Here is a 22,820-nt window from a genome sequence, read left to right as displayed (position 1 = left end):
TGGTGCGCGAACGCAATCCGGACTGGTTTCAGGGCTGGGTCTCGTGGTGCTTCCTGGTCACGAGGACGAAGAACCACCGCGAGAGACCCAGCGCAGTCCGGGTTAGCCGGTGCCTTCCTGGTTTGGCGCGGCTGGAGAGGTGGTGTTCCATCTCTCTGCCATTTCTGCTGCTTCCTGCGCGGTTGCTCCACGGGCGTAGACGGCGACGTGGGCGAAGGAAGACGGCGGCGCGGGAAAGTGGACACCATCGCTGAGGCCGGAGTCACCGCCAATCATGATCCTCCGTGCGGCCTCGACCGGTGGCGTCAACGAGCCAGCCGCCGGGGTCTCCGCGACTCGGGTTCCGTTGACATAAAGAATCAGCGTGGTGCCGTCCCACACCGCCGCGATGTGATACCAGCGGTTCGAGACAGCGGGAGCATCCGCTGGGGTAGAGACCACACGATAAGTGCCACCGATATGCGCCTTTGCGCGGAGATCGGATCCGTCGACATAGATCGCGAAACCACCAGCTTCCTTACTCGAGCACAGATCACGCTCGCTGGCCACCGGCAGAGTGGATTCGATGCGAAAGACACATTCGAACGTGAATCCGCCCGCTAGGTCAGGCCATGGGTCATCGTCGAAGGAGACCCCGTCATCGACACCGTCGACTCGCATCACCCGCGCCGGGCCACCCGAAGCAACCTGGTCATCGGTCCAATACGAGGGCACACCCCAGACCCGAGCCGGCAGATCTTGGGCATGCTCATTCGGGGCATCACCCGCGAAGTCAACATCGAGCTTCATCGTGGTCTCGAGCGGAGGAATGACCGGAGTGTCCGGAGTGTGCCACTTCCCCGCGATCTTCGCGACCTCAGTTGCCGAGGCAGCACGCGCATACACACCTGTGTGAGCGAATGACGACGGTGGCGCCGGGGAGTGGACACCTGGGCTTGAGCCGGAGTCTCCACCGATCATGATGTGCCGCGCGACCTCGACCGGTGCCTGCAATGGGCCTGCGGCCGCAGTCTCGGCAACCCGGGTGCCGTTGATGTACAACGCCAAGTTGGTGCCATCCCAGACGGATGCGACGTGGTACCACTGGTTCGAGGCGACCTGCACGTCCGTTGGAGTCGAGGCCACTCGATAGTTGTTACCGATATGCGCCTTCGTGCGGATCTCCGAGCCTTCGACATAGATCGCGAACCCTCCGGACTCTTTGCTCGAGCACAGGTCACGCTCGCTGGCCACCGGCAAGGTCGTCTCAATCCGGAAGACACACTCGAAAGTGAATCCGCCCGTCAGTGCAGGCCACGGGTCATCCGCGAAGGAAACCGCATCATCGACACCATCTACCCGCATCACCCGCGTCGGACCACCAACCGCAACCTGGTCATCGGTCCAATACGTGGGCGCACCCCAGACCTGAGCCGATAGACCCTGAGCGTGCTCGTTCGGCGTATCGCCAGCGAAGTCGACATCAAGCTTCACCGTGGTCTCGAGCGGAGGAACGACCGGAGCATCCGGCGTCGCCCACTTCCCCGCAAGCTCAGCGACCTCGGTAGCCGAAGCAGCACGCGCATACAAACCTGCGTGAGCAAACGAGGACGGCGGCGCAGGGAAGGAAACCCCTCCCGTAGCACCCGGGTCGCCACCGATCATGATCTTCCGCGCCACCTCGGAAGGCGGTGTCAACGGTCCCGTCGCTGCGGTCTCCGAGACCCTGGTCCCATTGATATACAGCGCCAGCGTGGTGCCGTCCCACACCGAAGCCACGTGATACCAGCGATTCGAAACAGCCGGAGCATCCGCCGGCGCCGCCGCCCTGCGATACGCGCCACCAATATGCGCCGCCGCGCGGATCTCAGAGCCCTCGAGAGAGATCGCGAACCCACCGTTCTCCTTGCTCGAGCACAAGTCACGCTGACTGCTGACCGGCAACGTCGTCTCGATCCGGAAGACACACTCAAAGGTGAACCCACCCGCCAGAGCAGGCCACGGGTCATCCGCGAAGGAAACCGCATCATCGACACCATCAACCCGCATCACCTGCGTCGGTCCCTCGGAAGAGATCGTCTCATCAGTCCAGTAGGCAGGGGAGCCCGAGGTCCTTGGCTCTAGTGACTGAGCGCGTTCGTTCGGAACGCTTCCAGCAAAGTCGACGTCGAGCTTCTTGGTCGCCTCGAGCGGAGCCACCACCGCATCAGCCGGAGGCGGAGTCTTCCAGCTCGCAGCCATCGTGGTCGCCTCCGACGCCGACACACCCCGTGAGTACACCGCCACGTGCGCAAAGGAAGCCGGTGGGGACGGGAACTGAACAGCGTTGTTGGGGGCGGAGTCGCCGCCGATCACGAAGCTTCTAGCCGTCGTGGCCGGCGCGCCCAGGGCACCCCCCGCAGCCGTCTCTCCGACCCGGACCCCGTTGACATAGAACGCCAAGGTCGTGCCGTCCCACACTGACAGGGCGTGATACCAGCGGTCGGACTCTGCAGGCGTGGACACGATCTGGTAAGCGCCACCGATATAGGCACTGGTGCGCAGTTCGGAGCCCTGGGCATAGATCCCGAACCCGCCAGTTTCCTTGTTCGAGCAGAGGTCCCGCTCGCTGGAGACTGGCAGGGACGTCTCGATCTTGAAGACGCACTCCAGCGTGAACCCGGTAGTCATCTGCGCCCAGGGGTCAACCGCGAAAGAGATCGCGTCACTGACACCATCAACCTGCATCACACCAGTCGGTCCCGCGGCGGACACCGTCCCGTCGGCGCCGAAGCCCGGCGCCCCCGAGATCCGTGCTGCCAAGCCTGCAACTCGCTCGTTGATCACACCGTCAGCGAAGTCGACATCGAGGACCTTCGCGGTATCGAGCGGCGGGATGACCGGGGCCTCAAAGGGAGGCGTGACTCCATCCTCGCCCTTCTCGATAGCATCGGCAGTCAGTGCACCGGCGAACAGCTTGATCCGGGCGATATCACCCTCGAACGGTGCCTGGGTTCCTCCCAAGGACTGATTGACGGTGCCGTTCCCGAGGCTGAACGCACCCCGGGCCTGCCACGGAGTCGTGAACGCATCCTCGGCTCGCGGCGAGAATTCGCTGCCGTCATCATCGGCAAACGCCTGACCGTTGAGATAGAGCTTGATGACGTTGTTCGTCGCGTCGTAGACCCCGGTCACCGAGTTGAAGTCATTGAGCGAGTCTACGTTCAACCTGACCTCGGATACGCCAGCCGAAGCCGAATCAGAGGCAGCCATCCGGAAGTAGAACTGCATGACTCCGTCGTCAGTTGGTCGATATCCCAGCGTCCAGGCCGCAGTATTCGCACTCGCCTGCTGAGCGATCACAGCCGCATGACTGGGATCGGGGATCCGCACCAACGCGCCCACGGTGAACGACGTCGAGGACGCCACCGGCGACCAGGACATCTTGACCTGCTGTCCTGGCTCACCAGGCAATGTCAAGGCCGGAACCGTCACGGCACCATCGAGCGCACCAGCCAGATAGGAGGATCCCGCGCCAGAAACCGAGAGCTTGGCCCCGAAGGAACGGTCCGTGATCACGCCTGAAGCTGAGGTGTCAGCGGCCATGTCCCAGTCCGCTGCGGTCGAAGTCTGCTCACGCGTCTCGGAATCGAGCTTGAGCCGCGCCTCCACATCGGGGGCGCTGATCGCGATATCCCAGATCCCGACCTGGTCCACCATCCCGTTCGCGCACCCAGGCGCGGAGAGCGCCGAGTTACCGCAGCCCAACTGCCAGCCGGTGACAGCCTCTGCGGCTGTTGTATATACGACCGTGCCGTTCTTCACTCCGTTGACGTACAGAGTCACGGTCTTCGTCGAAGCCTGATAGGTCGCCGCCAGATGTGCCCATTGGCCGACATCCGCGACTGCGCTCGAGGACGCGTACCGCGTCTCGGTGCTGCCGCGCCGGCCCGCCACCCACTTCCGTGAACCGGAGTCGAAGCCGAGTTCGAACGCGTCCCCTGTTGCGGACTTGCCCGCAACCAGCGTCGCTGACTCGGACGTCGACACGCGAACCCACGCTGCAACCGAGAAGTCCTGCGTGGTGCTCACACCAGTGACCGTCGTCGTCGCCGGCGCGCCACCAGCGAACCTGAGTCCGTCATCGGCGCGGCCCAGATTGCTGATCGTCGCGCCACCCAACGCCAACGTCCCGGTCGATGGATCACGACCCGTGTTCGCTCCGCGCGCAGCCTCGTTGTCGAAGGTCCAGTCCGCTACCGGCGCATTCGCTGCGACGTAGAACTCATACGTTCTCGCCGCGCCACCAAAGCCAGCCTCATCAAACGCCTGGGCCTGGATCTTTCGCAAGCCCGTCTTCTTCGGCGTAAACGAGAACGTCTTCGCGGCACCGCCTGTGGTGGTGACCGTCGTCTTGGACGTCGGCTCACCCGATGCCGGCCCGACGACCCACCACTGGTACTTCACAACATCAGAATCGGGCGCATCGACCGTGAACGTGCCCGTGCCCCCCACACGAGTGCCGGTATGCGGACACGTGGATGGTGCCGCCTCAGCGGCGCACTCAGGGAAGTTGCTGCTCGTCAGAGTCGGTGCTTTCGGCGCCGAGGTATCCACCCTGAAGTAACACCATCCGGCCGTCGACTTCGACTCCAGGTACGACGACTTCGCGGAATTCAAGTAGACCCGGGCACGCGAGTAGATCCGGTACTTGTTCCCGTTCGACACCGTCCTCGCAACCCACGAGATCTCGCCCGATTCCTTACCCGTGGAAGCGACCTGAGATGCCGTGCCGCCAGTGCTGGTGTTCTCGATTCGGAATGCTCCGTACAGCTTGTCAGTAGCCGACCGGATCGACACCTTCGCACCCAACTGGATGTCGGTCGAGGTCACGATCGCCGGATCTGTCGAGCTGCCACACGCCACGGATCCCGAAGAGTCCTTCAGGTAGTTCGTGGACGTGTTCGGATACGGCATATAGCTGATCTCGAGGTGTGCGCCGTCATCGTCGAACTGCTTCCACGCGTACTTGTTCGACTCGTCCCTCCCCCGAATCATGAACGTGCCCGACGAAACGCCCTGGTCCGCGATGTTCTGCATCCCGTACTTCACGTTCCAGCCGACCCAGTTCGAACCGGACCCACACCCGGCATAGGAATACCGTGTGTCCTGCAGTGCACCACGTGCAGGCTGCCGATCCCACGTCGTCGCGGTGCCGATCGGATCTGTGCGGTACACATCGGTCGGGTGCTCCGCGCACTGCGCCGCGTGGACCTGCTTCACGTTCATCGCTGCCGACAGGACACGGGTTCCCTTCAGCGCGGAAGTGATCGGGAAACGGAAATAGGAGCGGACCTTTTTGTTCTGCTCCCAACCCTCATACCCGGCTCCTAGGGAATGCTCGGTCTGCCAGAACGACTTCGTAGGGTAGTTGGACCACACAGCGGTCCACCCATTCCGTGTCGGCTGGGACGAAGCCGGGTCGATGACCACCGGCAACGTAGTTTCCTTCGAGGCCAGCAACGACATGTTCGGCTTGAGGACCATCTCGGTGGCCGACGCCACCGCATCGAACACAGCGACCTGATCAGACGGAGCCGGACCATCCATGGCCTCCTCGCCCGACTCTGGCGCGACCTCACCACCAGCCGCATCCCACATCATCGGCGTGCCCGACCACACCAGCCGACGACCATCAGCGTCTACAAACGCCGTGCCACCAGCCGACGCCTTCGGCCTCAAACCATTCAGTCGCAACGGAATCCGCAGCTCGGCCAACTTCGGCGATTGCGCCGCCGCACGGGTGTTCACCACAAAGAAGTACGAGAATCCGGCTGACTTCGCCTCGACGACCATGTCGACGCCGGGGATCACGTCGACATAAGTGGCGGTTGAGCCATCCACCGACGGCTTCGGAAGGTCAAAGGGCGCGAGCAACTCGTACGCCGCAGCATCGCGCTCAGAGCCCGGTGTCTGGAACGGGGTGTACGACGCAACAACCGACCCCTTCGAGCCCCCATCAGACACGACGACTGCGCCGTTGACCGATGCCGCCTTCAACATCCCATCGGAGCCATCAACAAGGTCGGTGTCGATGTCGACCCAGTCGCCATCGACATCGCCGCCCTCGCGAACCCTCACGGGCTCCAACGACACCACCGCCCGCAGCGGTCCTTCGGGCGTCGCCGTCACCACCGTGTTCTCGGTCGTCAACGAGTCGACCGTGGCAGGTTCGCCAGACTTGGCCGCGAGCGCCATCGCCTGCGCGATCGAGTCCGCGGCCAGGCCCCGCGGCGACTTGGGACTCGCCTGAGCCGATGTCGGCGCGAGGGCCGCCACCAGGGCGAACAGCCCGGCAACCAGCGCCAGCACCAATGTGCCAGCAGTTGTGCGATGGAAAGACGACAAGACGAAACCGAGAACCCGGGACATTCCGGAAGCCTCCAAGTGGCGATCGGACAGCGAACATCTGCTTCTCCGGTCCCGAGCCGGTTCAGCGGAAGCAGACGCTAACCCCCTAGGGCATCACCCCATCTGGTGAATTCGCTTTCCGTTACCATTCTGTGGCAGTCCGTGCCGCGGCCTGACGCGGTCAGAGAACGCGTTCGAGCGCGGAAGCCGCGCACCGGTCATCTCCGCCTATCCCCTGGATCAGGTATGTCTGTTCACGCTGGCGTCCAGCGCTCGCATACCGTGAGCGGAGAGTGCAGACTCGCGCTACGTCAGGCTGCACAGTCCACAGGAAGGCGTACGTCTTTGGCTGTCCCGTCCACGATCCTCCTCGGCATCTCCGCGGTCGTCACCGCGGTCGCGCTGGGTTCGACCTACGCGTTGACCGCAGGTTCCCCCGAGGATCGCGCGCCGCGTGCCGAGAGGAACTACGGCGAGCTGCCGCCCGACGACTTCGGCGGGCCGGTGACCCTCTCCCCGTCTGCGTCGGTCTCCCCCTCCGCCTCCTCCACGCGCATCCCCAGCCCGTCGGCGGCCCCGAAGAAGCGGTCGACCGAGGCGGCGGAGCCGAACCGCTCCGGGGACCGCCCGGGCTCGTCCGAGCCGGTCGAGGCGGATCCGCTGGCCTCGCCGCCGGCACAGGACCACCCGGGGTCGGGCGACACCGGCATACCTCCGAAGAAGAAGCTGCGTGTCCACCGTGGCGACCTGGTCATCCGGACGGCGGGGAAGGTGGTCGACGGCCTGGAGGTGCACGGCCGGATCAACGTCGAAGCGCCGAACGTGACGATCCGCAACACCCGGGTGATCGTGCCGACCGGCTCGGAGACCGCCGGGATCTCCAACAACAACGACAGCGGCGCGGGGATGCTGGTCAGCAACGTCGAGGTGCTGGCCGAGAACGCCGCGCCGGGTGTCAACGGCGTGGTCGGCCACGACTTCACGCTCCAGAGCTCCGAGATCCACCACGTCACCGACCAGGTCCACATCACCGGCAGCAACGTGACGGTCCGTGACAACTGGTTTCACGACAACTACCACTTCGAGAACGACCCGTACCAGGACGGTGCCTCCCACGACGACTCGATCCAGATCATCGGTGGCGGCAACATCACCATCGCTGGCAACCGCTTCACCGGCGCCTACAACGCCGGCGTGCAGATCACCCAGAGCATCAGTGACGTCAACGGGGTCACGATCCGCGACAACCTCCTCGGCGGGGGCGGCTGCACCGTCAACATCGCCGAGAAGGGCCGAGGCCCGGTCGACGGCCTGGTGATCCGCGACAACCGCTTCCTCAGCGACCAGCGGATCGACGGCTGCGCGATCATCCACCCGTCGACCACGAAGGTCACCCACTCCGGCAACGTCTGGGACGACAGCGGACGCCCGGTGGCGCTCAGCCGCGGCTGAAGCCCGACCCGGGCAGGCGGGGACCGATCGCGCCGCGCACCGTCACCACCAGCGACATCACGTCGTGGCGGATCGGCGGGACGAGCAGAAGGAGCGCGTACGCCGCGGCTCCCGCCACCACGCAGACCGGCACCGTCACCCCGGGAGGCTGCCCGTGGAGGGCCTGGGCGGTGGCGTACGCCGCCGCGGCGACCGCCCCGGCGACCAGCAGGATGCGCGCGGCACCGAGGTAGAGCGGGCCGACCCGGAGCCGGGTGCGTCGGGAGATCCACCACAGCGACAGCGGCCACTCCAGCAGGTGGGCGGCCGCGTAGCCGACCGCGACGCCGGTGACCCCGTAGCGCACTCCGACGAGCACGCAGAGGACCTTCAGGGCCGACGCGACCAGGGTGTAGTGGCGCAGCTCGGTGGTCAGGCCGTGGGCGAGATAGACCCAGTAGCCGACGTAGGCGAGCGTCTGGAACAGGCCCGCGCAGGCGAGCAGGGCGAAGATGCCGGCGACGTCCCAGCCCGGGCCGAGGAAGAGGGCGCAGACCGGTGCTGCCGCGCCGGCGAGCAGGCCGAGCCCGGCGCCCAGGCTGTAGCCGAGCGCGACCTGGCCGCGCTGCACGAACCGCTGGGTCAGCGCCGGGTTGTCGCGGATCCGGCTCAGCACCGGCAGCGCGACCGTCGTGGTGGGGCCGCGCAGCTGGACCAGCGGGTTCATCAGCAGCTGCCAGGCGCGGTTGTAGGTGCCCAGCTCGTGGGCACCCAGGCGGGTGCCGATGAGGACCGAGTCGACGTTGCTGGCGGCGTAGTTGATCAGCTGCGTACCCGCCAGCGACCAGCCGAAACGCAGGAATCCACTCATCTCGACGCCGCGGCGCGGACGGCCGGGCAGCCAGCCGGCGAACACGCCGGCGGCCACCAGGCCGACCGCGGCCTGCACGAGCTGCTGGACGGCGAGGGCCCAGTAGCCGGCACCGTTGGCCGCTGCATACGCCGCGACCGCCAGGGCCAGCAGCGGCGCCAGGCAGGAGGCGACGGCCAGCCGGGTGAAGAGCAGTCGACGGGTGAGGTCCGCGCGATACTGCGCGGCCATGCCGTTGAGGACGAACATCCCCGCCATCGCGGCGGTCAGGGCGGTCAGGGCTGGCTCGTCGTAGAGGGCGGCGATGAGTGGGGCGGCCGCGACGGCGGCTAGCGCGAGGCCGAGACCGAGGGCGGTGTTGAGCCACCACAGGTTCGACTGCTGCGCCCGACTGAGCGTCTTGGCCTGGACCGCGGCGGTGGAGAGCCCGAAGTCACGGAAGATCTCGGCGACCGCGACGACCGCCAGCACCATCGCGACCAGGCCGTAGTCGCGCGGCGTGAGCAGCCGCGAGAGCACCGCGACCGAGGCGACCTGGACCAGGATGCGTACGCCCTGGCCGCCGAGCACCACCATCCCGCCGCGGGCGGCTCTCCTGCCGAGCCGGTTGTGCTCGACGTCCTCGTCAACGCTCACCCGAGGACCTCGGCGGCGATCTCGTCGCGGTAGCGCTCGGCACCGAAGCGCTCCTCGGCGTCCTTCCGCCCGGCGGAGGCGAGGTCGGCGGCGAGGGCCGGGTCGGCGGCGAGCCGCTGGATCGCGTCGGCGAGGTCGTGCGCGTCGCCGGGGGTCACCAGGAGACCGGTCTCGGTGTCGGTCACGATCTCGGCCAGGCCCTGCACGCGGCTCGCGATCAGCGGCCGCTCGGCGAGCAGCGCCTCGACCGCGACGTTGCCGAACGGCTCGACGCGCGAGGGCACCAGCACGACGTCGGCCTGCTCGAACTCGACCGCGGGCTCGGCGACGTAGCCCAGGAAGTCGACGCTGCCGGCCAGGTCGGCGGCGGCGGCGCGGTCGCGGAGCTCCTGCTCGAACCACTCATAGCCCGCGAACACCGACCCGCATACCCGCAGCCGTGCGTCGATCCCCCGCCGGCGCACCTCGGCGAGCGCCTCGAGGGCCACGTCGGTCCCCTTGCGCGGGGAGAGCCGACCGACCAGCACCAGCCTCAGCGATCCCTCCGGGGTCCGGGTGCGGGCCGCCGCCACGGACTCCGGACCCGGCACCCCGTTGTAGACCACGGTCGTACGCCGCGCCAGGGCCTTCACCGTGCGCACGAGAACATCGCGCGACGCCTTCGAGTTGGCCACCACGCGGGTGGCCAGCAGGAGCGGAGCGGTCAGGGCGAGGCGTACCGGCCGGGGCTGGTCGTCCTCGGCCTCGTGCACGTGGCAGACCACCGGGACGCGGGCCACGCGCGCGACGACGATCCACCACGGGATCGTCACGGTGTTGACCAGCAGGCGGCTCGGCCGGGCCCGTCGCCACAGCCGCGCCGCGCGGACCCAGAAGACCGTCAGCGCCGCGGCGAGCCGGAGCAAGCCGGTGGGGCTGAGGTAGGCCTTGCGCAGCACCGGGAACGTCATCACCTCGACGCGGGCGCCGGCGGCCTCGAGCAGCGGGAGGAGCGGTCCGTGCGCGGGTACGACGACGGTGACCCGCTGTCCCGCCTGGTGCAGCCCACGCACCGTCTCGACCAGCTGAAGATCGGAGCCGTAGACGTCCGGCGACGGGTGGGCGACCAACAAACGCATGATGGGCAACGGTATGCCACGCCGAGGGCCCGGGCCGAAGGTCCTGAGAAAGTCCTACCCAGATCTGGGGAGCGGGCGGCCGCGGCGACCCGGAGCGAGCGAGGGTCATCTAGGGTCCCGATGTCCTTCCCCCACGTTTGAGCAAAGCAGGATCGAGCATGGCCGCCACCGGCGCCGAACGCGCCCCCAGCGGGTTCCGTGCACATCTGGACGCGCTGGCTCGGGCGCAGAAGCCGTCGCTCAACACCGCGGCCTACTCGCGGCTCGTCAACCGGCCCGCCGGCCGGGTCGTCGCCGCGGCCGCGCACACCCTCGGTGCGAGCCCCAACCAGGTGACGGCGGTGAGCGCGACGCTCTCGGCGGCCGGGCTGGCCGTGCTCGCGCTGGTCGAGCCGCGCTGGTGGACCGGGATCCTGGTCGCGGTGCTGCTGGCCGCGGGCTACGTGCTGGACTCCTCCGACGGGCAGCTCGCCCGGCTGCGGGGTGGCGGGTCGCGCTCGGGCGAGTGGCTCGACCACACCATCGACTGCTTCAAGACCGCGAGCCTGCATCTGGCGGTTCTGGTGTCCTGGTACCGCTTCGGTCCGGTCGCCGACGGCTGGCTGCTGGTGCCGCTCGGCTTCGAGGTCGTTGCTGTGGTGACGTACTTCGGTCTGATCCTGATGCCGACGCTGCGCCCGGCGTCCTCCGGATCGCCGGTGGACGTCCGCGAGCACCCGCTGCGGAAGTGGGCGCTGCTGCCGATGGACTACGGCGCGCAGTGCTGGATGTTCGTGCTGCTCGGGTTCGGGGCGGTCTTCGCGTGGGTCTACGCCCTGGTCTTCGTCTGCAACGCCGCCGCGCTGGTGATCGCGCTGCGCAAGTGGTGGCGTGAGCTGCGCGTCCTCGACGGCTCGGCCGAGGTCGTGTCGTGAGCGGGCTCTCCCGGCTTGCCGTGGTGGTGGTCAGCTATGGCGACCCGTCGCTGCTGGAGCGCCACACGACCCAGGTCGCCGCCGCGCTCCGGCCCGCCCGGATCGTGGTGGTCGACAACCACTCGACCGACGCCCATCGCGACGCGGTCCGGAGCCTGTGCGAGCGCGAGGGCTGGACCGGCGTCTTCCCCGGCACCAACACCGGCTTCGGCGCCGGCTGCAACCTGGGTGCCGCGGCCGCCCGTGCCGAGGGCGCCGAGGTGCTGCTCTTCCTCAACCCGGATGCCACGATCGACGCCGAGTCGGCCGTACGCCTCGTGGCCGCCGTCGAGGCCGAACCGCTCCTGCTCGCCGGGCCGACGGTGCTCGGGCCCGACGGCAAGGTCGCCTCCGCGGGTCTCGATCTCGACCTGGAGACCGGTGTGATGCGTCCTTGGCGACGTCGCGCCGAGCACTCGGGCGTGGAGACGCTGCCGTGGGTCACCGGGGCCTGCTTCGCGGTCACGGGTGAGCTGTGGGACCGCCTCTCCGGCTTCGACGAGCGCTACTTCCTCTACTGGGAGGACGTCGACCTGTGCGCCCGGGTCCGGGCGCTCGGTGGCCGGGTCGCGGTCGTCGAGGGAGCCACGGCGATCCACGCAGGCGGCGGCACCCAGCGTGCGGAGGGTTCCCGGGCCAAGTCGCCGGCCTACTACTACTTCAACATCCGCAACCGTGCCCTCTTCGCGAGGACCTGGCTCGGCCAGGAACGCCAGCGGGCCTGGCGTCGCGGGGCGGTCGGGGCTGCGTACGAGATCTTGATGCGGGGTGGCCGCCGCCAGCTGCTGCACCCGGTGCGGCCGCTCTCCGCGGTCGCGCGAGGGCTGCGCGACGGTCGCCGCGACCGGCCGGTCCGGGTCCTGGAGTCGGTCCGCGAGCTGCGCGCGACGACCAACCCCTACATCGTCCAGCTGGTCGAGACCCTGGGGCGGCGGGACGACACCGAGGTGCTCCTGTTCGGCTGGGCCCGGGCCATCGCGGGCCGCTACGACGTCTTCCACGTGCACTGGCCCGAGCTGCTGGTGACGTCGGGACGTACGCCGCTGCGCCGCCTCGCCCGCCGGCTGCTCACCACCGCGTTCATCCTCCGTCTCCGGCTCACCCGGACTCCGGTCGTACGCACCTGGCACAACCTCGCCCGACCCGACGGCCTGAGCCGCTGGGACCACCGGATCCTGGACGCCCTCGAGCGCCGCACCCGGCACGTCATCCGGCTCACCGACCAGACCTCTCCCCCGCTCGACGTACCCACCTCGACGATCGTCCACGCCCACTACCGCGACTGGTTCGAGCCGGTGATCGGGGCGCTGGTCGAGTCCGCCGGGCCCGTCGAGGCCATCGGGAGGCGGGTGCTCTACTTCGGCCTGATCAAGCCCTACAAGGGCGTCGAGCAGCTCCTGGAGGCGGTTGCCGACAGCCCCGAGGCAGACCTGGACATACGCCTCGTCGGCTCCCCCTCCGACCCCACCCTCGCCGAGCAGGTCCGCGCCGCAGCAGCGGCCGACCCCCGGGTGAGCGCCGAGCTGAGCTACGCCGACGATGCCACCCTGGCCGCCGAGATCACCGCCGCCAGCCTGGTGGTGCTGCCCTACAAGGCGATGCACAACTCCGGTGCCCTCCTGCTGGCCCTGTCCCTGGACACTCCGGTCCTGGCCCCCGACAACGAGGTCAACCGTCTCCTGGCCGAGGAGGTCGGCGAAGGCTGGCTCCACCTCTTCGAAGGCACCCTCACCATCGAGGACCTGGAACGTACGTTGAAAGCAGTCACCACCAACCCGCCCCACGGCCGTCCCGACCTGTCGGCCCGGGAGTGGCCGGAGTCGGCAGCCCTCCACGCCGCAGCGTTCCGCGCCTCGTTGCATCCGTAACGAGGTCACCTCGACGCTCTGTAGGCCGGCGATGAGCGGGTGGTACGGCGTCGGTCAGCCGCGTCATCGGCTCGACGCTTCGTGGCTGGTGATTGCCGCCGACCCTTCTCTGGAGGGTGTTCTCACCGAACCCCGGAGTCAAGGCGATGTATCGAGCTTGTCGAGATGACGGCCTTCGGCCGCCGGCTTCGCCGGTCGCCTTCGGCGATCCCTGACACCGGGCTCCGTTGAGAATTTGGCTGTATACAGGGTCGGCGGCGGGGTTTGGCGCAGCTATTCAGTTGGGTGCGGGCTTGGCGGCCGTGGACTGGTCACGCCCCCGGCGGCCGCCGCCTCGTGGCTGCCTACAGCAGTGGACCAGACCTTGTGAACCGTTCACAAGCGCGGTACTAGCTGCGCCTACGTCTCCGGTCAGGGCAGGGTCTCCGTCGAAGACTCGAGACCGTGACGCCCAGTGGATGCGCGAGTCGGTGCGACTGGCCTGATCGGAGCGGAGGCGACGGGTCGGCGTCGGGCAGGACGCCCCTCGTTCAGGGACAGTGACGCCGACTCAGGGTCGGCGCGAAGCAGTCCCACCGACTGGGTGGCGTGAGAGGCAGCGGCGGCGAGGGCCGAAGCTGAAAGGCGCGCATGTTGCCGGCGCACTGGCGGGATGGTCGGTGTCCTGCCGGTCTAGGGGCGGCGGGTGAACCGGATGGTGCCGTCGGGTAGCCGTTCGTGAACGTAGGCCGGGTTGTGGGCCAGCCGGTGATGATGCGGACACAACAGGGCCCCGTCTTTGAGGTCGGTCTTCCCGCCGGCTGCCCACGGGTCGAGGTGGTGGGCGTCGCACCATTCCGGTGGCATGTCACAGCCCTCGGCTTGGCAGCACTTCTGCTGCAACCGGAGTGCCTTGCGCTGGATCGGCTGGAAGAACCGGCTGGCTCGGCCGGCGTCGAGGACCTCACCGTCTCCACCGAGCACCCAGGGGATGATGGTGGCGTTGCACGCCATCCGCCGCGCCTCGGCCGCGGTGATCGTGGTCCCGTTGGTCTCGTCATAGCCCAGGGTCGCGATCCCGAGGTCCTTGCGGAGTTCCTCCAGGGAGATGACCACATTGATGGTGGTGGCGTCGCCACCGTGGCGGGGCAGGCAAGCGGGGTCGAGGGTCCCCAACAGCCGCGCGAACCCTTGGCCCATCAACCGCTCCCACGGCGGCAACGGAGCACCCTTGCCGACCAGCTGCTGTTTGCGGGGCTGGGCGTAGGCCTCGACGAGTCGTTTGAACCGCATCCCCATCGAGACCGGAAGCACTCCGTCGAACCCGATGGTGCCGTCGTGGTTGTCCCAGACCCGCAGCGCGGTCTTCTGTTGGGCCCGTTCCTCCTCAGCCAGCAGCGCTTTGGCTTCGGCGTCCTCGAACCGGACCGGGTCGATCTCGACCAGGATCCGTTTGCCCACGATCCGCAACTGGTTCACGGTCAACGTGCGCGCGTACTCGACCAGCAGCTTCTCAGCCGACACCAGGTGCTCGGCACTGGCGACCGGGTCCGTCTTGATCTTGTCCAACGCCCTCGTGATCACCCGAGCCTTGTCCAACGACACCACACCCTCGGCCAGCCCAGCAGCCACCAGCTCGTACCTGGCGACGCTGGTCGCCAGCTTGATCTGCGAGCGGGCCGCACCCTGGTCGATGAGCAGTTCGGCCCGCATCCACGCCGAGGCGTCCTTGGTGCCGGTCTCTTCCGCGATGTCCCCGGCGCTGGCGAGCACCTGAACACTGACCGCGCCCAGCTTGGCCCGGAGTTTCTCCAGTCGCTTCAACGCGTCTTTCTTCTGCCCGGTGCGCCAGTAGGCGGGGTTCCTGGTCAACAGTCTGTCGAGGGCGGTTTCGATGGCGGCCAGTTCGGCGTCGATCGGGTCACCGGGGTTGGTTCCCCAGTGGTCGATGTCGCGCCCGAGACTCATCGCCATCGCTCCCTTCAAAGGTGTGTTGTGATGGGTCTGATTCTACGCCTCAAACAGCCTCTCGGCTACCTATTTTCGCTGTTCAAACCCACTTTTCGCGGTGAGCGAGCATCCTCGCTTCTGTGAATGCTAAGTGGCCCGAAGGGCCACCCTCTACCCCCAGCAACACCACCTGTTCCAGCAACGAATCCGCTGCGCCACACCCGGGCCGCCGCCCCGATAGCCAGCCAAATCTTTTCTCGATCTGGTCCGGAGTCCAGGACCGCGAAGCGGCCGGCGAAGCCGGCGCCCGAAGGGCGTCCTTGACACCGGTCCAGATCGAGAAGACCCTCGTGATCGGGTCGGCGGCCCAGGCCAGCCCCGAAGAACGGTCACGGGACAGGGTGGTCTCGACAAGCTCGACCACCGAGAGCCGAACGAATGCCGAGTCGGCGCATCTTGACCGGCTCGCTCGCTTCGCATCGCGAGACACCGGTCAAGATCCGCCGACTCGGCAGGGTTACTACGCCGCCCTGCCACTGCTGGTCTCGACAAGCTCTCGATTTCCGACCATCACCGGTCCGCGACGCAATCCCCCAAACGCGGCCGGCGATCCCGACACCCCCAGGGCGCCCTCGACGCCCGCCCAGATCGAGAAGGCCCTCCAGAAACGGGTCGGCCGCCCACACCAGCCCCCGAAGAAACGGGTCACCGGACAGATGGTCTCGACAAGCTCGACCAGCGGGGTACCCCGGAGGCAGGAGCGTGGGTTCTTTACTAACCTGAGGATGTGACCTCTCCCCCGGACCGCTCCCCGAAACGCCCACCGGTCTGGATCTCGGTCGCGTCGTTCGTGAGCAGCTTCGACAGGTTCGTGGTGAGCCCGATCCTGGTCCTGGTGGCGGCGACGTTCGGGGTCTCGGTGGGGCAGGCGGTGGCGATCGCTAGCGGCTACTACCTGGCGTACGGACTCTGTCAGCCGTTGTGGGGAGCACTCTCGGACAGGTTCGGACGAGTCCGCCTGATGCAGGGGGCGCTGGTCGGGGCGGGGGTCGCGGGGCTGGTCTCGGCGGCGGCGCCGAACCTGATCACGCTGGTGGCGGTGCGAGTGGTCGCCGGAGCGTTCTTCGGGGCGATCGTGCCGACGTCGCTGACGTACGTCGGGGACACCGTCTCCGACACCCACCGGCAGCGCGCGCTCTCGGACCTGATGGCGGCGATGGCGGTGGGGACCGCGCTGGCCGCAGCGGCGGCGGGGATCACCGGTCAGCTCGCCGGGTGGCGGGTCGTGTTCGCGGTGCCGGCGGTGGTGGCGTTGATCAGCGCCTGGGGTCTGCGCTCGCTCGCCGAGCCGCCGAGGGCCACGAGCAGCGGGATCAAGGCGTCGTTCCGGGCGGCGCTGAGCAACCGCTGGGTGCTGGTCGTCGGGCTGCTCGTCTTCGTCGAGGGCGGCCTCGTCCTGGGCGTCCTCACCCTCCTCGCCCCCGCCCTGCAGGCGCAGGGTGTCGACGCGGCGCGGGCGGGGCTCGCGGCGGCGGCGTACGGCATCGCGGTCCTGCTCTCCTCGCAGGTCCTCAAGGCTCTCACCCGACGGCTGCCGCGCTGGGCCCTGATGGCGATCGGAGGCGTCGCCCTGACCGCCGGGTACGCCGCCGCGACGATGAAGGTCTCGGTGCCCACGATCATCGGCATCGTCGTGATGCTCGGGATCACCTGGGCCTTCCTGCACACCTCGCTCCAGACCTGGGCCACCTCGATCGTCCCCGAGGCCCGCGGCACCGTCGTCGCCTGCTTCGCCGCCTCGCTCTTCATCGGCAGCTCGATCGCCGCCGTCCTCGCCGGGCCGGCCGCCGACCACGACCAGTGGCACGCCCTCTTCACCGTCTGTGCGGTGACCGCCGCGGTCCTCACCGTCGCCTGCGTCATCGCCTACCGCGCCTACGCCGCTCGCGAGCCCGCGCCGCGGACCGCGGATGTAGCCACCGACGTCTAGAGAAGGCTCAGCGCAGGTAGGCGCGGATCATCTCCTCGTACTGGTCGGTGATCCGGCTCCAGGTGAACTCGGCGGAGTGCCGGGCCCGGGCGGCCGCCGACAGCGACGCGGTGAGCTCGGGCTCGGACAGGAGCCGCTCCAGCGCGGTGACGATGCCGGCCTCGTCGGAGAAGTAGAGGGCGGCGTCGCCGGCGACCCAGCGGTTGTAGCGGTTGTCGTGCGCGATCACCGCGTTGCCGCAGCCGAGCGCCTCGACGAGGGAGGGATTGGTGCCGCCGACCTGATGGCCGTGGACGTACGCCACCGAGTGGAAGCGCAGGGCCGAGACGATGTCGGTGTCGTAGATCGCGCCGAGGAAGACGACCTCGTCGCTCGCCGCCTCGAGGACGGCGCGCTGGTAGTCGTCAGCGGCGTCGTAGGCACCCAGGACCACCAGCTTCCGGCCCCAGCGGCGACGGGAGAAGGCCCGGACGACCTCGAGGATGCTGTTCTCCGGCACCGGCCGCGCGACCACGGTGAGGTAGGAACCCGGCTCCAGCCCGTGGTCGAGCACCGGCCACTCCGGGGCGTCGACGACAGGCGGCGCACCGTAGGCGATCGTGGTGATCTTGTCGGCCGGCACCCGGGTCGCCAGATGGCGGGCGATCTCGGGGTGGTCGGCGATGAGGTGGTCGCCCAGCCAGCAGGCGGCCCGCTCCTGAGTCCACAGGAACGCCTTCTCGGGGCCGGACCAGCGGGCCCGCTTCCACTCGATGCCGTCCATGTTGATGATGTTGGGGACGCGGCGGGAGCGCAGCACGGAGTTGAGCGCACCGGTGTTGTAGCCGAACGTCACGCACACGCTGCCGTCCTGCGCGGCCTCCCGGGCAGCATGACGCACCGCGCCGACGTCGAACTCGATCGTGCCGCGGGGACCGTCGTGCCGGGCCGGGACGTGGACGCGCTCGATGCCCTTCCACGTGTCGATGCGCAGGTCCGCGTGCGGCTCGTCGTCCTGGCAGTAGACGACCACCCGCCAGCCGCGGTCGACCAGGTCCAGCCCGATGTTCTCCACCGCGGTCTCGAAGCCGCCGTGGGCAGCGGGCACACCACGGGTCCCGAGCATCCGTACAGTGGGGGTCACGTGGGGTTGACTCCTCTATTTCTAGGAGCCGACGGCCCCTATTTTCAGCACAAGGAGCCATCCAAGGGGATCCGCGGCGACAACGGTCCCCCATCAGGGGCGATATACCCGAAATCGGTTACGTGATCGCAGGTCCCCGGGTCAGCACGAACTGGCGCAGCGCGTCCGGGTCGTCCAGGTCGACGTACTCGAACCCCTCGACCGCCGCCGGCGCCTCCCCGACCGCACACATGGAGTCGTAGACCTGCACGTACGCCGCCGACTGCGGGCCCCAGTCGAGCACCTTCGCCGCGCGCTCCCGCGCCCGCAGGGCCAGCTCGACCCGCAGCTCGGGATCATCCAGCAGCGACTCGACCGCGTCGGTGAAGGCGGCCACGTCCCCGGAGGGGACGAAGAGCGCGGCGTCCTCCGCGGAGACCCGTGTCTCGACCAGGTCGAAGGAGACCGACGGCAGGGCGTACGCCATGTACTCCATCGTCTTGTTCATCGTCGAGACGTCGTTGAGCGGGGTCTTCAGGTCGGGGCACAGTCCGATGGTGGCGGCGCTGAGGTGCTGGGCGATCAGCGCCGAGCCGGCGCGCCCGGTGAAGGTGACGACGTCGTCGAGGCCCAGCTCGGTGCAGCGTCGCTCGAGGTCCTCGAGGCAGTCGCCGAAGCCCATCAGCACCGCATCGACATCGGTGCGGCCGCGCCGGTGGACGAGCTCGTCCATGACCTCCAGCACCGTGTCGACGCCGTCCTGGGGACCCATGATCCCGAGGTAGACCAGAGTGTGGCGCTCGGCATGCGGCGCCGGGTCGTGGGGCCGCACCGGACGCATCACCGAGGTGTCCGGTCCGCTGCGGACCACGGTCACGTCCTCGGGGGCCATCCCGCCGCGGGTGATCGCGACCTTCCGGTAGGACTCGTTGGTCGAGATGACCTGGTCGGCGGTGGCGTACGTCTGCTTCTCGAGCCAGCGCAGCGCGGCCAGCTGGGCCCGACCGGACAGGGACGTCGGGGTGCCGAACCGGGAGAGGAAGAGCTCAGGATTCAGATCGTGCTGGTCGAAGACGAACCGGACGCCACGGCGCTTCCAGATGCGGGCCAGCAGCCAGTAGGTGTCGGGCGGGTTGCACGCCTGCATGATCGTGAACGGACGGTCCCGCCAGACCTTCTTGGCCAGCAGCGCCGTGCGGATCCAGCAGTAGACGAACTCGAGCAGGTAGCCGAGCACGCCGCGAGCCTGCGGCGCGGCCCGATACTTGTAGATACGTACGCCGCCGAGCTGCTGACGCCCCGGGTCGCCGGGGCCCTTCGGGCAGATCACGCTCACCTCGTAGCCGCGCGCGACCAGCGCCTGGCACTCCAGCCAGACGCGCCGGTCCAGCGGCACGGGAAGGTTCTGGACGATGATCAGCACGTGCGTCTTTGCCACGCCATGTCTCTGCTGGGCTGCGTTGACCATATGAGCAGCGTTGAGGAGCACGCAGATCCCCTCGGCCGGGACACCCGGCATATCCCCGAATCCGGGGATCGTGATCGGTGACCCGCGTGCCGCGGCACCTCGCGGCTCCTAGCGTCCCGTGCTGTGAACCCGCTGGCCGAGCGCATCCGATCCGTACGCACCCGACCCCGGTCGCAGGCCGTGATCGCGGACCGGCGCACCTCGCTCGGCGGGGACGGGCTGGTCGGCGCGGCCGAGGAGCTGCGGCTCGCACTCGTCGCAGCGGCCGGTGTGCCGCGACCGCTGGTCGCGGTGTCGCTGCCGCTGTCGACCGACGCGGTCGTCGCGCTCGTGGCTGCGATCCTCGGCGATCTCCCGGTCTGCTTCGTGGACCCGTCGGCGGCCGAGGAGCACCGCAGGTCGCTCCTGCAGGCGCTCCATCCCGACGTCGTGCTCGACCGGTCGGGGATCCGGGCGGTCGCGTCGTCGTCCACCCGCACCGAGCCGCCGGCCGGGTACGTCGCGATGTCCTCCGGTTCCACCGGCGGCGGCCCCAAGGGCGTGCTCTCGTCCTGGGCCGGCATCGACGCCTTCGTCCCGCACGGCGCGGCCGCGCTCGATCTCGACGCCTCCTCGGTGTGGGCCGAGGTCTCTCATCTCTCCTACGACCTGGCGATGACCAACCTGCTGGTCGCCCTGGCCGCCGGCGCCTCCCTCCACCTGTCCGGGTCGCTGGGCGACCGGCTCCGGCCGCTCGGCTTCTGCGCCCGCGTCGAGGGGACGCACCTGAGGCTGGCGCCCCGGTTCATCGACCTCGCGGCCGCAGAGCGGGTCGACGCGGCCCCGCGGACCCTGCGGGTCTGGGGCTCCGGCGGCGACCGGCTCTCCGCCGCCGACGCGCAGCGGGTCTTCGACCTGGGCATCCCGACCGTCGTCAACACGTACGGCACCAGCGAGACGATCGGGTTCGCCAGCGCCGCCCGGTTCGATGCCGGCGACGACCTGCCGGCGGTCCACGGCGCGGTCGGGATCGGGCGCGGGGCGGTCGGGGCGTGGCGTACGTCCATGGAGCCGGCGGGCGAGATGCTGGCCATCGAGTCGCCTCACCTGCCCGGCGGCTATCTCTTCGGCTCCCCGAGCGGCGAGTTCCCACGCTGGGACGGGCCCGAGCGGGTGCTGACCGGCGATGTCGGGGCCCGGCGCGGCGAGGAGCTCTTCTGCCTGGGTCGGGCGGGCCGCCGGGTGAAGCGCAGCGCGAGCTTCGTCGACCTGGACGCCCTCGACGCCGAGGTGAAGCAGGCCTTCGGCCTGGCCACCTTCACCGCCGCCACCCCCGCGGGCGACCTGGTCAGCCTCGTCGAGGGCCCGGGGACTCAGTTGGACGACCTCCGTCGGGGCCTCCCGACGGTGCTGCGTCCCGACTCGGTCCCCGACGTACTCGTCCCCGTCGCCCAGCTCCCCCGCCTCGGCAACGGCAAGATCGACCACGCCGCTGCTCAGGCCCTGGCCGAGGGCGGCATGTTCACCGAGTTACCTCGGTGAACTGTCACTGCCTTCGCGGAACTCCACAAAGGAAGTGACCCCGAACCGAGGTAACTCGGTGAACGTCAGCCGAGCTGCCCGCGCACGTACTCGGCCAGCGACCCGACGGACTCGAAGACCTCGGCGTTGATGTCGTCCTCGTCCATCTCGAAGCCGAAGCGGTCCTCCAGAACGGTGATCAGCTCGACCAGGGCGAGCGAGTCGAGCTCGGGCAGGGAGCCGAAGAGCAGCGTATCGGCGCCCAGGGTGCCGGCGCTGTGGTCGGGGCCGATCACCTCGGTGATCGCCTCGGCGACGCTGACGAGGGTCGCGTCGGTCGTGTCGATGGTCATGGGACTCCCTTGGGTTGGAGATTGGGTTTCAGACGAGAACTTCGAGCGGTGCCGGATGGCTCAGGAACGCGGTGGGGCTGGCGGTGAGGCCGTACGCCCCGGCCTGGTGGACCACGACCAGGTCGCCCACCTCGGCGCGCGGCAGGCTCACCTTGTCGCCGAGCAGGTCCAGGGGCGTGCACAGGCAGCCGACGACCTGCACGGTCTCCTCCCCCGCCTCCACCCCGTCGCGAGCCGTGGCTACCGAGATCGGATAGTTACGGCGGATGACCTGGCCGAAGTTGCCGGAGGCGGCGAGCTGGTGGTGCATGCCGCCGTCGACGACCAGGAACGTCTTGCCGCGCGAGATCTTGCGGTCGACGACGCGGGTCACATAGACCCCGGCCTCGCCGACGAGATAGCGACCGAGCTCGATGACGACCTGCGCGGACGGCAGCGCCGGACGTACGCGGGTGGCCAGCAGCTCCTCGAGCCGGGCACCGACCAGCGGGAGGTCGAGAGGCTGGTCCTGGGTGTAGTAGGGGATGCCGAAGCCGCCGCCGATGTTGAGATAGGTCATCGGCTCCACGAGATCACCGGACAGCCGCAGGACGAGGTCGACGGTGCGCTCCTGAGCCTCCGCCAGGATCGACGCGTGCAGGTTCTGGGAGCCGGAGAAGACGTGGAAGCCGGCCACCTCGACGTCGCGGTCGTGCAGCGTCTTGAGGAGCAGCGGCACCGTCTCGGCGTCGACCCCGAACTGCTGGGCGCCGCCGCCCATCCGCATCCCGGAGCCCTTGACCTCGAAGTCCGGGTTGACCCGTACTGCCACCCGCGGCCGAAGACCGAGCCGGTCGGCGGCCTCGACCAGGCGTTCGGCCTCCAGCGGCGACTCGATCTCGACCAGCACCCCGGCGGCGACGGCCTGGGCCAGCTCGGCGACCGACTTCCCCGGCCCCGCGAAGCTCACCGCGCCCGAATCGATTCCGGTGTCGAGCGCCACCCGCATCTCCGCGCCCGACGCCACGTCGAGGGCGTCGAGCCTCCGGGCCAGGTGCTGCACCACCGCGGGCATCGGGTTGGCCTTGACCGCGTAGCTCAGGTGTACGTCACCGGGCAGCGCCGACCGCAGCGAGGCCACCCGGGCGTCGATCGCGGCCCGGTCGTAGGCGAAGAACGGGGTCGACCCGACCCGCTCGGCCAACCTCGAGACCGCCAGTCCTCCGACTGCAGGCCCGCCGGCGTACGTCATC

13 protein-coding genes are annotated in these 22,820 nt (G+C 68.8%); 5 read left to right on the top strand and 8 right to left on the bottom strand.

Annotated features, from left to right (window positions below; all coding sequences use genetic code 11):
- Nucleotides 1–102: 102 nt before the first annotated feature.
- Nucleotides 103–6,390: a LamG-like jellyroll fold domain-containing protein gene (locus ACZ6WN_RS24390; RefSeq protein WP_465868381.1), complete on the bottom strand. Its 6,288-nt coding sequence runs from the start codon at nt 6,388–6,390 to the stop codon at nt 103–105.
- A gap of 324 nt (nt 6,391–6,714) precedes the next feature.
- Between ACZ6WN_RS24390 and ACZ6WN_RS24385 the strand changes: the two genes are divergently transcribed.
- Nucleotides 6,715–7,821 (top strand): right-handed parallel beta-helix repeat-containing protein, encoded by a 1,107-nt coding sequence (locus tag ACZ6WN_RS24385; RefSeq protein WP_465868380.1) that lies wholly within the window; start codon nt 6,715–6,717, stop codon nt 7,819–7,821.
- On the opposite strand, the gene ACZ6WN_RS24380 is transcribed toward ACZ6WN_RS24385, so the two are convergent.
- Nucleotides 7,808–9,307: a lipopolysaccharide biosynthesis protein gene (locus tag ACZ6WN_RS24380; RefSeq protein ID WP_465868378.1), complete on the bottom strand. Its 1,500-nt coding sequence runs from the start codon at nt 9,305–9,307 to the stop codon at nt 7,808–7,810. The two genes, ACZ6WN_RS24385 and ACZ6WN_RS24380, sit on opposite strands and share 14 nt — an antisense overlap.
- On the bottom strand, nt 9,304–10,425 hold the full coding sequence (locus tag ACZ6WN_RS24375; RefSeq protein WP_465868376.1) for a glycosyltransferase family 4 protein: 1,122 nt from the start codon (nt 10,423–10,425) through the stop codon (nt 9,304–9,306). The genes ACZ6WN_RS24380 and ACZ6WN_RS24375 overlap by 4 nt, the downstream gene beginning before the upstream one ends.
- 158 nt (nt 10,426–10,583) lie before the next feature.
- Here ACZ6WN_RS24375 and ACZ6WN_RS24370 point away from each other — a divergent pair, with 158 nt between their 5' ends.
- Nucleotides 10,584–11,339 carry a CDP-alcohol phosphatidyltransferase family protein gene (locus tag ACZ6WN_RS24370; RefSeq protein ID WP_465868374.1) on the top strand — a complete coding sequence of 252 codons (756 nt, stop codon included), beginning with the start codon at nt 10,584–10,586 and terminating at the stop codon, nt 11,337–11,339.
- Complete coding sequence (locus tag ACZ6WN_RS24365) at nt 11,336–13,246, top strand: glycosyltransferase (protein ID WP_465868372.1); 1,911 nt, start codon at nt 11,336–11,338, stop codon at nt 13,244–13,246. Before ACZ6WN_RS24370 ends, ACZ6WN_RS24365 begins: the two co-directional genes overlap by 4 nt.
- A 672-nt stretch (nt 13,247–13,918) precedes the next feature.
- On the opposite strand, the gene ACZ6WN_RS24360 is transcribed toward ACZ6WN_RS24365, so the two are convergent.
- Nucleotides 13,919–15,193: an HNH endonuclease signature motif containing protein gene (locus ACZ6WN_RS24360; RefSeq protein ID WP_465868370.1), complete on the bottom strand. Its 1,275-nt coding sequence runs from the start codon at nt 15,191–15,193 to the stop codon at nt 13,919–13,921.
- Between the two features lie 769 nt (nt 15,194–15,962).
- On the opposite strand from ACZ6WN_RS24360, the gene ACZ6WN_RS24355 reads away from it, so the two are divergent.
- Nucleotides 15,963–17,165: an MFS transporter gene (locus ACZ6WN_RS24355; RefSeq protein ID WP_465868369.1), complete on the top strand. Its 1,203-nt coding sequence runs from the start codon at nt 15,963–15,965 to the stop codon at nt 17,163–17,165.
- Between the two features lie 7 nt (nt 17,166–17,172).
- Here ACZ6WN_RS24355 and ACZ6WN_RS24350 read toward each other — a convergent pair whose 3' ends face one another.
- Together ACZ6WN_RS24350 and ACZ6WN_RS24345 are read right to left on the bottom strand one after the other, a co-directional pair.
- Nucleotides 17,173–18,288, bottom strand: coding sequence for a DUF1972 domain-containing protein (locus ACZ6WN_RS24350; RefSeq protein WP_465868367.1), 1,116 nt, complete (start codon nt 18,286–18,288; stop codon nt 17,173–17,175).
- 118 nt (nt 18,289–18,406) lie between these two features.
- Entirely contained in the window at nt 18,407–19,705 is a 1,299-nt protein-coding gene (locus tag ACZ6WN_RS24345; protein ID WP_465868365.1) for a glycosyltransferase family 4 protein, read from the bottom strand.
- A gap of 153 nt (nt 19,706–19,858) precedes the next feature.
- Between ACZ6WN_RS24345 and ACZ6WN_RS24340 the strand changes: the two genes are divergently transcribed.
- Entirely contained in the window at nt 19,859–21,256 is a 1,398-nt protein-coding gene (locus tag ACZ6WN_RS24340) for an AMP-binding protein (RefSeq protein ID WP_465868364.1), read from the top strand.
- Nucleotides 21,257–21,321: 65 nt separating this feature from the next.
- Here the strand turns inward: ACZ6WN_RS24340 and ACZ6WN_RS24335 are convergent, their stop codons facing one another.
- Entirely contained in the window at nt 21,322–21,588 is a 267-nt protein-coding gene (locus ACZ6WN_RS24335) for an acyl carrier protein (protein WP_465868362.1), read from the bottom strand.
- Nucleotides 21,589–21,616: 28 nt separating this feature from the next.
- Nucleotides 21,617–22,819, bottom strand: a complete 1,203-nt coding sequence (locus ACZ6WN_RS24330) for a pyridoxal-dependent decarboxylase, exosortase A system-associated (RefSeq protein ID WP_465868360.1) — start codon at nt 22,817–22,819, stop codon at nt 21,617–21,619.
- Nucleotide 22,820 lies beyond the last annotated feature (1 nt).

It is taken from the genome of Nocardioides sp. NPDC054178, from assembly GCF_055585005.1.
The sequence above is the reverse complement of the archived record's forward strand: the minus strand, read 5'-3'. Positions and strand labels throughout refer to the sequence as shown.

Coding starts and splice junctions, on each gene's coding strand:
- ACZ6WN_RS24360 (WP_465868370.1), bottom strand. CDS start 15,193: ATGAGTCTCGGGCGCGACATCGACCACTGGGGAACCAACCCCGGTGAC.
- ACZ6WN_RS24335 (WP_465868362.1), bottom strand. CDS start 21,588: ATGACCATCGACACGACCGACGCGACCCTCGTCAGCGTCGCCGAGGCG.
- ACZ6WN_RS24330 (WP_465868360.1), bottom strand. CDS start 22,819: ATGACGTACGCCGGCGGGCCTGCAGTCGGAGGACTGGCGGTCTCGAGG.
- ACZ6WN_RS24370 (WP_465868374.1), top strand. CDS start 10,584: ATGGCCGCCACCGGCGCCGAACGCGCCCCCAGCGGGTTCCGTGCACAT.
- ACZ6WN_RS24375 (WP_465868376.1), bottom strand. CDS start 10,425: ATGCGTTTGTTGGTCGCCCACCCGTCGCCGGACGTCTACGGCTCCGAT.
- ACZ6WN_RS24390 (WP_465868381.1), bottom strand. CDS start 6,390: ATGTCCCGGGTTCTCGGTTTCGTCTTGTCGTCTTTCCATCGCACAACT.